Here is an 11,081-nt window from a genome sequence, read left to right as displayed (position 1 = left end):
CGGCTACCGGGTCTGCGCCGCCCTGCGCGCCGCCGGGCACGACGTGCCGATCCTGATGCTGACGGCCAAGGACGGCGAGTACGACGAGGCCGAGGTCCCGCGAGCACCCCGCAGCGACTCGATGCAGACGGCGACGGCCCGCTGCAGATCCTCCAGACGCTGCACCATGTCGTCCTCGTAGAACTCCCCGGCGTCGTCGAAGGTCAGCTCCTCGAACACCTTGGTCGCCTTCTGCAGGCTGCTGTAGAACTTCGTGCGCCGCTCCTGCACCCGCAGCCCCGGATCGGCCTCCACGACGTCGACGACGAGGGACTTCATCGTGTCGTACGCCTCGGCGGCCCACTCGCCGGCGTCCTCGCCCTCGTCCAGCTCGTCGATGAGGGACAGGTGCCGCTCGGCCTCCTGGCGCAGATCGGCGGGCGCGTCGACGGTCTGCCCGGCGGGCGTCCTGATCTGCCCCGACTCGGCGATCTGGCGCACGTACCCGATCCGGTCGGCCGCCCTGCTCTCCCCGGCGACGGCCTTCTTCAGCTCGTCGGTGCGCACCACGTCACGGGCCAGCTCCGACTGGAGGTCCGGGTCCTCCCGGACCCGGTCCAGCAGGGCCTGGCGGGCCGCGCGGGCGGTGGAGGGGTCGGCGAGGATCGCGGCGCGCAGGGCGGTGGGGTTCTCCGCGACCTCCAGGGCCTTCGTGGGCCGGATGCCCTCCGCCTCGGCCGCCTCGGTGATGGCGGTGCCGCGTTCGGAGGTCGCACTGTTGCGGGAGACGTAGTAGCCCAGCCACACGTCGGCGTCCGGCAGTTCGACCTCCTGACCGGGCGCCAACGCCTCGAAGTGCGGGACCATCCCGTCGTCGGCCGCCCGGTCCCACGCCTTGTAGTAACGCATGACCCGCTCCGGGGAGCAGCCGGCGAGTTCCGCGAACTCCTTCGCGGACACCTTCGGTGTCTCGTCCGCGCCCTGCCCGCCGGGCCGCACGCTGCGCGCCACCTTCAGTCCGAAGGCCCACCCGCCGGTCCGGGCGTACGCCCCGAACTCCCGCGCGTCTTGCGCGACGTGGTCGGAGACGGGTGCCGGGGCGGCGGGGGACGTCTCGGGCGGGGTGATGGCAACGGTCACGGACGACTCTCCTGAGGCGGGGCGGACGGGACGGCACGAGGTGCGCACGGAAGCCTAGCGGCACCCGTTGACCTCGCTGTTCACGCCCGGGCGGCGGCCCGTCCGAAAACCGTTGTCCTCACGGGGCGCGCGTGCGCGACGATGCTCGGCATGGTGCGACAGGAGACGGACCTCACGCTGCGCCGCTGTACGGAGTGCCGCGGCTACGCGTACGGCGGTGCCCCCGGCTGTGCCGTCTGCCGTGACCTCGTGGACGGCATCGTCGAGGGGGAGTGGGCCGCCTTCCTGCGGCAGTGGGACACCGTCGCGGGCGGCGACCAGGAACGGGCGCTCGCCGAGATGGTCGCGGCCGAACCGCACCGGCACGACTGGCGGATCGTGGACGCGGCCCTCGACCGGCTGGCGTGCCCCGACTGCGGTGGCCGGCTCGCCCGCGGCCCGGCCGGCTGCCCGGCCTGCGACCTGGCGCACGGCTTCCGCTACGCCGCGATCGAGACGGAGCGTGCGGGCGTCCCGCCCGGCAACGAACACGCGATCCGGGTCAACGTCTCGGTGGTGCGCAGGCCGCAGGTCACCTCGGAGAGCGAAGTGCTCGTGCGGCGGCTGTTGCTGCCCCTGCTGCTCGCCGGGTTCCTGCCCACGACGGAGGAGGCCCAGCGGGTGAGCGCGCTCGTGAAGAAGAGCCCCCCTGGGCGGAGGGCTCAGTCGGTGGAACAGGCCGTCGAGACGCTGGCCGAGGGCTTCAGCCGAACGCGTCGCGCAGCGCGGGCAGCAGCGTCTTCTCCGACCAGTCCAGATACGCCGGCTGTGACTCGCCACCGATCTGCACGAGGGCGACCTCGGTGAACCCGGCCTCGGCGTACGGGCGGACGGCCTCGACGAACGCGTCCGGGTCGTCACCGCACGCAATGGCGTCGGCGACGTCGTCCTGCGTGACGAACTGGGTCGCCGCCTCGAAGGAATCCGGGTGCGGCAGCTCCGAGTTGACCTTCCAGCCGCTGCCGAACCAGCGGAACTGGGAGTGCGCCCGCTTGACGGCCGTGTCCCGGTCGGGGTCGTAGCAGACCGGCAGCTGGCCCACCCGGGGCTTGCCCTGGCCGCCGTGCCGGTCGAAGGCCTCCAGCAGCCCGGGCTTGGGCTCCGTCGCGATCACCAGGTCCCCGAGCCGCCCCGCGAGTTCGCACGACCGCTCGCCGGAGACGGCGACCCCGATCGGCGGCGCCTCGTCGGGGAGGTCCCACAGCCGGGCCGACTCCACGTCGAAGTGCGTGCCGCGGTGGTTGACGTGCCCGCCCTCGAAGAGGGCGCGGATGATCTCCACGGCCTCCTCGAACATCTCGTGCCGCACGTCGACGGAGGGCCAGCCGCCGCCCACGACGTGCTCGTTGAGGTTCTCGCCCGAGCCCAGTCCCAGCCGGAACCGGCCCTCGGACAGCAACTGCACCGTCGCCGCCTTCTGCGCCACCACCGCGGGGTGGTAGCGGAACGTCGGGCACGTCACATACGTCATCAGCGGGATACGGGACGTGGCCTGGGCGGCGGCGCCGAGCACGGCCCACGCGTACGGCGAGTGACCCTGTGAGCGCAGCCAGGGGAAGTAGTGGTCGGAGGTCACCGAGAAGTCGAAGCCGGCCTCCTCGGCCCGGACCACATGGTCGACGAGGTCACGGGGGCCGGCCTGCTCGGTCATCATCGTGTATCCGATTTGCACCATAACCGGCGAGTCCCCTGACAGCGGGCCCGGAAACTGCTCGATCAAGGTCGCCGACGGGTGCAGGATGCATCCATGAGCGCTTCCTCCCTGCCGATGTCCGGTCCGGCCGCCCAGGGTGTCGACGCCTGCGGCGTCCACGCCTTCCTCGACGCCCTCGAAGCCGCCCCCGGGATCGAGCCGCACAGCCTGATGATCATGCGGCACGGGCACCTGGTGGCCTCCGGCTGGTGGGCGCCGTACACCGCCGAACGCCTCCACCTGATGTACTCGCTCAGCAAGAGCTTCACCGGGACCGCGGCCGCGCTGGCCGAGGCCGAGGGGCTGCTCGACTTCGACGCGCCGGTGATCTCGTACTTCCCGGAGTTCGAGGCCGGCATCACCGATCCGCGCAGCCGGGCCATGCTGGTACGGCATGTGGCGTCCATGGCGAGCGGCCACCGGCGGGACACCGTCCACGAAGCCTTCGGGCGGGACCCCGCCGAACCCGTCCGAGGGTTCCTCCAGCTGCCGCCCGACGACGACCCGGGCACGGTCTTCGCCTACAACCAGCCCGCCACCTACACGCTCGCCGCGATCGTCCAGCGGGTGACCGGGCAGTCGCTCAGTGACTACCTGCGGCCCCGGCTGCTGGATCCGCTGGGCATCGGCGAGGTGGCCTGGCGCCGTGACCGTGCCGGCCGCGAGCTCGGCTTCAGCGGCCTGCACGCCACCACCGACGCCGTCGCCCGGCTCGGCCGGCTGTATCTGTGCGACGGGCTGTGGGAGGGCAGGCGGCTGTTGCCTCAAGGGTGGGCGGCCCGGGCCTCGCAGCCCCACATACCGACCGCGGGGGCCATGGGTGACGTGGAACGGCAGGACTGGGACCGGGGGTACGGCTATCAGTTCTGGACGTCCCGGCACGGCTACCGGGGCGACGGCGCGTACGGCCAGTTCTGCCTGGTGCTGCCGGAGCACGACGTGGTCGTCGCCTCCACCGCGGCGACCGAGCGGATGCAGGAGTACCTGAACCTCGTCTGGGAGCATCTGCTGCCCGCCTTCGGGCCCGGGCCGCTGACCGGCCGCGCGGACGCCGACGCGCAGCTGCGCGAGCGCCTCGCCCGGCTCGCGCTGCCGCCCGCCCCGGGCCGGCCCGTACCCCCGGAACGGGAGCGGGAGTGGACAGCCGCCGCGTTCACGCCCTCCGCGGGGCCCTCCGCGGGGGCCGGGCCGGTCCGGTCGGCCGGGCTCGACCGGGACGCGGACGGCTGGACGCTCACCCTCACCGGGGAAGGCGACCGGCCGGACCACCCGGACCGGCTCGCCCTGCGTCTCGCGGGGGAGGGCTGGACGGTCGCCGAGGAACCCGTGCCGACCGCGGTGAGCGGCGGCTGGACCGATGCCGGCACGCTGGCCGTGGACGTGGTGTTCCTGGAGACCCCGCACCGCCTGGCACTGACCTGCTCCCTCGCCGACGGGACGCTCACCGCGTCCTGGCGCACCCGGCCGCTGCACGGCGGACGTCTCAGCACCCTGTGCGCCCCGCGCCCCTCAGTCTGAGCCGGGCCGGAAGGTCTGGAAGAACGTGCGCAGCACCTCCTGGTTGGCGGCGTCCTCCCAGTCGGCGTCCGGGGTGGTCCAGCGCAGCGAGAAACTCCGGCCGCCGCCCAGCAGGACACCACGGCCGAGGGTGTGCACCCGGGCGCCGTCGACGTCAGCGGTCCACTCCATGTCGGCGGCCCGGCGGCCCTGGTACGTCGTCGCGCGGATCGCTCCGATCCGGTCGTAGTCGTCGGCCTGCTTGAGGTTCGGCTCGACGTCGTCCCGCCACACGGCCACGGGGTCCGGACCCGCCTGCTCGCTGTAGGTGACGGCCAGCGTGCGGTCGTCCCCCTTCGCGCCGAAGACGACCCGGTACGCAGCGCCGTCGCGGTCGGTGTCCAGACGCTTCCAGCCCTCGGGCAGCGCGATGGAGAAGCCCTCCGCCGCCCGGTAGCGCTGGAAGCCGGGCGGCAGGGCCGTGGCCGGGGCGGACGGCGTGGGAGTGGGGGACGTGGAGGACGGCGTGGGGGTGGGGGAGGGGGACTCGGGCGGGCTGGGCGGCGCCGACGGGCCGGGGCTGTCGCCACCGGTGCTCTCGCCCGGTGTGGCGGCGGAGGCCGGCGGCCGGGCCGGTGATTCGGCCGCGTCGCTGCCACCGTCCGTGCCGGGCAGCCCCTGGGTCGCGGCGAGCACGGCGACGGCGACGGTGACGACGGCCAGGGCCGTCCCCGCCACCATGGTCCGTCTGCTCCACGCCGGGCTCCCCGGCCGCATCGCGGCATAGGCTCCGCGCAACCGGGGGACCGGCGTGGCGGCCAGGGCCGCCTCGGGATCCTCGCTGAGCGCACGGGTCAGCGCCTCGCGCACGACCGGGCGGGTCAGCCGCTCCCGTGAGTCCTTGCGGAGCAGCCCCTGCACGCCCTGGGTGAGCGGCCCGGCGCGCACCGGCGTGCGCAGCGGCAACCGGTCCACGCCCTTCAGGGTGTTCTCCGGGCGTCCCCGGTCCCGGAACGGCGGGCGCCCCTCGACCATCGTGTACAGGATCGCGCCCAGCGCCCACAGATCGGCCGCGGGACCGATGCGCTGGTCACGGGCCTGCTCCGGGGATGCGTACGCCGGTGCCGTCAGACGCGGTGCGAGGGTCGCGCCGGCCAGACCGAAGCCGGTGACGACGACCGAGTGATCCTCGCGCACGAACACCTGGCCCGGGCTGAGCTCGCCGTGTGTGATGCCCTGGGCGTGCGCGGCGTCCAGCACGTCGAGCAGCTCCAGGCCGATCCGCGCCGCCCGCACGTAGTTGAAGGTGCCCTGCTCCGAGAGGAGTTCGCCGAGAGGGGTGCCGTCGATCCACTCGTTGACGGTCCACAGCGCGCCGGCCTCCTCCACGGCGTCGACCACCGTGGCGATGCGGCCGGGGCACAGCAGCGCCATGTTCTCGGTCGTGCGCAGCAGGCGGGCGGCGGCCCGGCGCTCGGCTCCGCGCGGGTCCTCCGGGAGCCCGATCTGGGTCACGAGGCACGGGCGGGAGATCTCGCCGGTCCCGGTGTCCTCGGCGTACCAGCAGATGCGGTTGGTCTCCCGCTGGATGATCTCGAGCAGCCGGTACCGGCCGGCGACCAACTGGTGTGTGGAGACGTGCGCCCTGCCCATGGCCATCCCTCGCTGGAAACCTGGCTCTCACCTTTTCCAGAGGTACGGGGAGTGAGCCCGTCCGCGTTCAATCCGATCGCAACTCCGTGTTCATTCTTGTCTTTTGTTCAAGAGATGGGCTCAAGTGTGCGAGGGAAAACGGTCTTTCGCGGGCTCGGGTGCGGTTCACCACGGCCGCCCGGGCCGCCGCGGGCGCGAGGAATTAGCCCGCGGCAGGCCGTGCATTAGGAAATTCCGGCCCGGCCTGGTGGTAACCGGCGGTAAATGCGGACGTGTACAACGTCTGAACTCCGAGCCCTCCGATGAATTCCGCGAAGGATTCCCCGACAGCGGCCCGGATCGCCGGCGCGGACCGAAGCGACGGAGCCCTGAACGGCCTTCCGTCCGGGAGCGTCCTTGCCCGCCGTCGCGGGGCCGTTCGCGTCGGTTCAGGCCTCGCGTCGAACCAGGTAGGCGAGCAGCGATCGCAGGTCGCCGGCGGCCCCCGTGGCCAAGGACGCCCCGGCGAGCGCCGTCTCGACGGCTGTGACGTGCCTCCGGGCCTCCGCCATCGCCGCCGAACGGCCGCCCGCCTCCTCGATCAGCGTCGCGGCCGTCTCCGGCGTGTCCTCCGTCTCCAGGAGTGCGGCGATGCGGTCGCCCAGCGGGGAGCCGAGTGCCACCAGCACCGGGAACGTCTTCTTCCGCTCGCGCAGATCACCGTGGACCGGCTTGCCGGTGACGCGGGGATCGCCCCAGATTCCCAGCACGTCGTCGACGATCTGGAACGCGACGCCGAGATGCCGGCCCGCCCGGTCGAGCGCGGCGGCCGTCCCGGGACCGGCACCCCCGAGCACGGCACCCAGTGCTGCCGCACAGCCCAGCAGCGCGCCCGTCTTGCGCTCGGCCATCGCCCGGTACTCGTCCGGCCGCACCCGTTCCGGCCCTGTCCACGGGCGGTCGGCGAAGAGCAGGTCGTCCGCCTGTCCGCGCACCAGGTCACCCAGTGCCACGGACAGCGTCCGAACGGCCCCGGCGCCTCGTGGCTGCGCGGCGAGGGTCTCGACGGCCAGGGCGAACAGGGCGTCGCCAGCGAGCACCGCGGGCCCTGTGCCGTAGGCCTTCCACACGGTCGGGCGGCCCCGCCGGTCGGCGTCGCCGTCCATGATGTCGTCGTGCAGCAGGGAGAAGGTGTGCACCAGCTCCACCGCGACGGCCGCCGCCACCCCGGCCCGCCCCGGAGCGCCGGCAGCCTCGGCGCCCAGCACCGCGAGCGCCTGCCGTACGCCCTTGCCGCCGGAGGTGACGGCCGGCGCGCCGCCGACCTCGCACCAGCCGAAGGAGTACGCGGCCATCTCGCCGACCCACGGGTGCAGCCGTCCGACGGCTTCTTCCAGGGCCGGCCGGACCAGGGCGCGGCACCTGTGGAGGACCTGGGGGATGTCGTCGGCGCCGATCGCGAGATCACGCGGCTCGCCAGGGCGTGCCGTCCGGGCGGCCGGGGCACTGCGGCCGGAGCCGGTTGCCGTCGCCGCCCTCAGGGTCGTCGGCAGAGCCGTCACCGTGCTGCCTCCGTCGCCCGCCCGGCCGCGGGTATACCGAGTTCTTCGTGGGCCCGGGCCACCATCCGGCGGGCGTGCTGGAGGCCGATGCGCTCCAGCAGACCGGCGAGGTCGGCCAGTTCGGCCGCCGTCTCGTCGCGGTCGCGGCCCAGGCGGGCCAGGGACTTGGCGAGTCCCAGCCGCGACAGCGCCTCCCCGCGCGGCTCGCTCATCTCGCGGAACTCTTCGAGCGCCTGCTCGTACAGCTCGCGTGCCTGCGCGTAACGCCCCGCCCGGTACAGGACGTTGCCGCGCATCTTGTGGTTGTAGGCCAGCGCGCTGGACAGCCGCATCGCGCGGCACGTCGTCTCCGCCTCGCTCAGCAGCTCCAGGGCCCGCTCGGTGTCGCCGTCGCGCACCGACACCACATCGGCCAGCCCGCGCAACGCCCAGGCGTGGCCGCGCCGGTCGTCGGCCCGGGCGGCGATCTCGGCGGCCTCCTCGAACAGCGCGTACGCCGTGTCGTAGCGCCCGGTGTTGCGGTGCATCTGTGCGATGCCCTCCAGTGCCCACACCGTGTGCCGGGCCTCCCCGCGCCGCCGGGCCTCGGCGAGCAACTGCTCGTGCAGCCGGCCGACGGCCTCGTAGTCGCCCTGGATGCGGCCGGTCTCGGCCAGGCCGGCCAGCGAGTAGCCGCGGACGACGATGTCCCCGCCCTGTTCGCCCAGGTCGGCGGCGAGCTGAAGCAGCCTGCGGGCCAGCGGGAGCGCGCCGCGCTGCCGGGCCAGCGTGCCCCCGCTCCACAGGGCCCAGGCCATCGCCCCGACGTCCCCGGCCTGCCGGGCCGCGCGGTAGCTCGCCTTCCACGCACGGTCCGCGTCCTCGACCCGGCCCAGCCGGCGGTGCGCCTCGGCCACCGCGAGCCCGGAACGCGCCACCTCGCCGGGCTGACCGGCGCGCTCGGCCGCTCTCAACTGCTCGGTACCGGCGGCCAGGACGTCGGTCAGTGAGGAGTTGACGGACAGAGTGGTGAGCGCGCCCTGGTACTCCGGGGCGAATGCCTTGCCGTACATCGAAGCCTTTCGGTCCGTATACGCCTCATGTATACGCGGTGCGTATACATGACGTGTATAGAAGGGGGGAGACCTGCCCTGGCCGCAAGGGCCAGGGCATCACCTGTTGCCGATCAAGACGTCGGCGGCACGGACCGGGTTGCCTCTGAGGCGCAGATCACCTGACGGGCGCTCAGTGCTGGCCGGCCTTCTGCGGTGTCGCCTCGCTCGGCCGGACGACGACGTACCCCTCGCCCTGGAGCAGCAGTTGAACCGCCTCGCCGGAGCCGCCGCGCAGCATGGAGCCGATGGACTGGGAACGGTGCAACGAGGTCTGAAGACCCGCGGTCCAGCCGACGATCGCGTCCGTGTCGACGTACACCGGGTACTGCGGCGAGACGGGGATGACCAGCGGATTGCCCTCGCACACCAGGCCCAGCCTGCCGTGCCCCGTGAAGACGCTGTTGAACAGGCCGCCGCCGGTCATGCCGGCGCCCTTCACGGTCGCGATGCGGTACGACAACGTGGCGTCGAAACACAGGACGTTGCGGCCGTTGACCGTGAACTCGTCGCCCGGCTCGACGTCGACGATGAAGCAGTTCTGCGCCTCGTGCGCGAACCAGGCCTCGCCCTGCCCGCGCACCGCCATCAGCGGCAGCCCCTCACCGGTGACCGCGCGCTTGAGCATGCCGCCCACGCCCTGGCCCTTGCGCTCGAACTGGAGGTTGCCGCGGTAGGAGATCATCGCGCCCTGCCGGGCGAGCATCTCGCCGTTCACCGTGTACCGGATGCACTTGGAGTTCTCGATCGTCATGCCCGGCGCCACGGCCGGCTGCACCATGTGCTCACTGGAAAAGAGGTCACCCTTCATACGGGCATCCTCGCCCGGAGCGTCTCCCTCCGCCAAGATCGCGCGGGAGGCGGGGTCGTGCAGTGCGGTCGCAGGCGTCAACCGCCGAAGAGCTGCGTCCAGTACGTGCCGGCCCGGCCGCCGCCGGCGAAGCCGATGCCGATGTGGGTGAAGCCCGGTCCGAGGATGTTGGCCCGGTGCCCGGGGCTGTTCATCCAGCCCTCCACGACGTCGGCCGGGGAACGCTGGCCGCAGGCGATGTTCTCGCCGATGGTGCGCCGGGTCGAACCGGCCGCGGCGGCCCGGTCCCAGGGCCGGGAACCGTCGGGGGCGGTGTGGGCGTAGAAGGCGCGGGCCACCATGTCCGCGCTGTGCGCCTGGGCCGCCGTGGTGAGCAACGGATCGGCGGCCAGGGGCGGGAGCCCGGCCCGGGCTCGCTCCCGGTTGGTGAGGTCGACGACGGCCGCGGCCGTGCCGGCCAGTCCGTCCGGCGTGAACGGCCTCGCCCACAGCGCCGTCCAGAAGGTGTCACCGGACGGGCCGTCGTGCACGTGGGCGAGTCCGGCGTGGGTGAACGCCGGGTCGTGCAGGGTGCGCCGGGCCCCGTCCGTGCGCACGCAGTACGCGACGAACTCGGCGGCCGTACGCGGTCCGGACACCAGATGCTCGCCGAGGGTGAGGTACGTGAACCCGGAGCCGACGACGCGCTGGTAGACGGAGACGCCGTCGCGTGTCTCGACGCCGAGACGCCCGGCGGCGGCCATGGCGGCGGCGTGCTCCCGAGCCGCCGACACCAGGCGGGCGTCCAGGTGGAGGGGTGATGAACCGGACGCGGTCCGCGCGGCGTTGACCAAGGGAAGGAAGCCGCCGGGATCGGGGGCGGGGGAGGCGCCGGGAGCGCAGGAGGAGGCGCCGGGGGCGGGGTCGTCCACGACGTCGACGCCGAAGTCCCGAGCCAGGCCCGCCAGTCCGTCGGCGTACCCCTGGCCCAGGGCGCGCAGCTTCCAGCGGCCGCCGCGCCGGTAGAGCTCCGCGAGCAGCAGGACCGCCTCCTGCCCAGGGGACGGCGGGGTGAAGCGGGTGAGCGGGCTGCCGTGCGCGTCGGCGACGTGGAGCGTCGGGGAGGGCAGGACGCCGAGCGCGGTCGCGGGGTCCGAGGGGCTGACGACGACGGTGACCCGGGTCGCGCCGGGGCGCAGCCCCTGCGGGTCCACGGTGAGCGTGTCGCCCCGCAGGACGGCTCCCGGCGCCGACGGCTGGTTGTAGAAGACGAAGTCGCCGTCGCCGCGGACCTTTCCGCCGTCGTCCGTCACGAGCGCGGACAGGTCGAACGGCCCGGGCACCCGGACGTTCACCGCACCGCCGGGGAGGGTCAGATTTCCCCCGGGAACCAACTCGTTCATCGTGCCGCCCTGCCCTCCCCGCACGGGACCGGTTGCCCGGACAACGGCCGTCGGAGCACGGGGGTTCCCGCACCGGCCTTCCTGCACCGGCCTCCCTGCACGGGCCTCCTGGTATCGGCCTCCCGGTACTGGCCTCCCTGCACCGGCCTCCCCGTACCGGCCTCCCCGTACCGGCCTTCCCGTAGTCGCCTCTCCACCGCGGTCGCCCGGGCCGACGCCGAGCGCGTCGTGCGCGGCGGCTGCGTAGCCGGCCGG

Annotated in this window: 9 protein-coding genes; 2 read left to right on the top strand and 7 right to left on the bottom strand. The window is 73.5% G+C overall.

Annotated elements, in window-relative coordinates; genetic code table 11:
• Positions 1 to 3 precede the first annotated feature (3 nt).
• Positions 4 to 1,119 carry a hypothetical protein gene (locus AB0E85_RS30535; RefSeq protein WP_361933833.1) on the bottom strand — a complete coding sequence of 372 codons (1,116 nt, stop codon included), beginning with the start codon at positions 1,117 to 1,119 and terminating at the stop codon, positions 4 to 6.
• A 150-nt stretch (positions 1,120 to 1,269) separates the two neighbouring features.
• Between AB0E85_RS30535 and AB0E85_RS30530 the strand changes: the two genes are divergently transcribed.
• On the top strand, positions 1,270 to 1,965 hold the full coding sequence (locus tag AB0E85_RS30530) for a hypothetical protein (protein WP_361933830.1): 696 nt from the start codon (positions 1,270 to 1,272) through the stop codon (positions 1,963 to 1,965).
• On the opposite strand, the gene AB0E85_RS30525 is transcribed toward AB0E85_RS30530, so the two are convergent.
• Positions 1,862 to 2,833 carry an LLM class F420-dependent oxidoreductase gene (locus tag AB0E85_RS30525; RefSeq protein ID WP_361933828.1) on the bottom strand — a complete coding sequence of 324 codons (972 nt, stop codon included), beginning with the start codon at positions 2,831 to 2,833 and terminating at the stop codon, positions 1,862 to 1,864. The genes AB0E85_RS30530 and AB0E85_RS30525 overlap by 104 nt on opposite strands.
• A 72-nt stretch (positions 2,834 to 2,905) precedes the next feature.
• Between AB0E85_RS30525 and AB0E85_RS30520 the strand changes: the two genes are divergently transcribed.
• Positions 2,906 to 4,369, top strand: a complete 1,464-nt coding sequence (locus AB0E85_RS30520; protein ID WP_361933825.1) for a serine hydrolase domain-containing protein — start codon at positions 2,906 to 2,908, stop codon at positions 4,367 to 4,369.
• On the opposite strand, the gene AB0E85_RS30515 is transcribed toward AB0E85_RS30520, so the two are convergent.
• The 5 genes from AB0E85_RS30515 to AB0E85_RS30495 all read right to left on the bottom strand — a co-directional run bounded on the left by AB0E85_RS30515 (position 4,361) and on the right by AB0E85_RS30495 (position 10,826).
• Complete coding sequence (locus tag AB0E85_RS30515) at positions 4,361 to 6,001, bottom strand: serine/threonine-protein kinase (protein WP_361933823.1); 1,641 nt, start codon at positions 5,999 to 6,001, stop codon at positions 4,361 to 4,363. The genes AB0E85_RS30520 and AB0E85_RS30515 overlap by 9 nt on opposite strands.
• A gap of 428 nt (positions 6,002 to 6,429) precedes the next feature.
• Complete coding sequence (locus AB0E85_RS30510) at positions 6,430 to 7,437, bottom strand: polyprenyl synthetase family protein (protein ID WP_361933842.1); 1,008 nt, start codon at positions 7,435 to 7,437, stop codon at positions 6,430 to 6,432.
• Positions 7,438 to 7,538: 101 nt separating this feature from the next.
• Positions 7,539 to 8,594 (bottom strand): tetratricopeptide repeat protein, encoded by a 1,056-nt coding sequence (locus AB0E85_RS30505; RefSeq protein WP_361933820.1) that lies wholly within the window; start codon positions 8,592 to 8,594, stop codon positions 7,539 to 7,541.
• A 172-nt stretch (positions 8,595 to 8,766) separates the two neighbouring features.
• The gene (locus AB0E85_RS30500) at positions 8,767 to 9,444 is read right to left on the bottom strand and encodes an AIM24 family protein (protein WP_361933819.1); all 678 of its coding nucleotides are present in this window, start codon (positions 9,442 to 9,444) and stop codon (positions 8,767 to 8,769) included.
• Between the two features lie 77 nt (positions 9,445 to 9,521).
• Positions 9,522 to 10,826, bottom strand: coding sequence for a CAP domain-containing protein (locus AB0E85_RS30495; RefSeq protein ID WP_361933816.1), 1,305 nt, complete (start codon positions 10,824 to 10,826; stop codon positions 9,522 to 9,524).
• Positions 10,827 to 11,081: the final 255 nt, after the last annotated feature.

Origin of the sequence: Streptomyces sp. NPDC029044 (assembly GCF_040637495.1) — a bacterium.
Classification (GTDB): Bacteria; Actinomycetota; Actinomycetes; order Streptomycetales; family Streptomycetaceae; genus Streptomyces.
The sequence above is the reverse complement of the archived record's forward strand: the minus strand, read 5'-3'. Positions and strand labels throughout refer to the sequence as shown.

Excerpts from the sequence above, each read along its gene's own strand:
- AB0E85_RS30530 (WP_361933830.1), top strand. The coding sequence starts at position 1,270 with ATGGTGCGACAGGAGACGGACCTCACGCTGCGCCGCTGTACGGAGTGC.
- AB0E85_RS30525 (WP_361933828.1), bottom strand. The coding sequence starts at position 2,833 with ATGGTGCAAATCGGATACACGATGATGACCGAGCAGGCCGGCCCCCGT.
- AB0E85_RS30520 (WP_361933825.1), top strand. The coding sequence starts at position 2,906 with ATGAGCGCTTCCTCCCTGCCGATGTCCGGTCCGGCCGCCCAGGGTGTC.
- AB0E85_RS30515 (WP_361933823.1), bottom strand. The coding sequence starts at position 6,001 with ATGGGCAGGGCGCACGTCTCCACACACCAGTTGGTCGCCGGCCGGTAC.
- AB0E85_RS30505 (WP_361933820.1), bottom strand. The coding sequence starts at position 8,594 with ATGTACGGCAAGGCATTCGCCCCGGAGTACCAGGGCGCGCTCACCACT.
- AB0E85_RS30500 (WP_361933819.1), bottom strand. The coding sequence starts at position 9,444 with ATGAAGGGTGACCTCTTTTCCAGTGAGCACATGGTGCAGCCGGCCGTG.
- AB0E85_RS30495 (WP_361933816.1), bottom strand. The coding sequence starts at position 10,826 with ATGAACGAGTTGGTTCCCGGGGGAAATCTGACCCTCCCCGGCGGTGCG.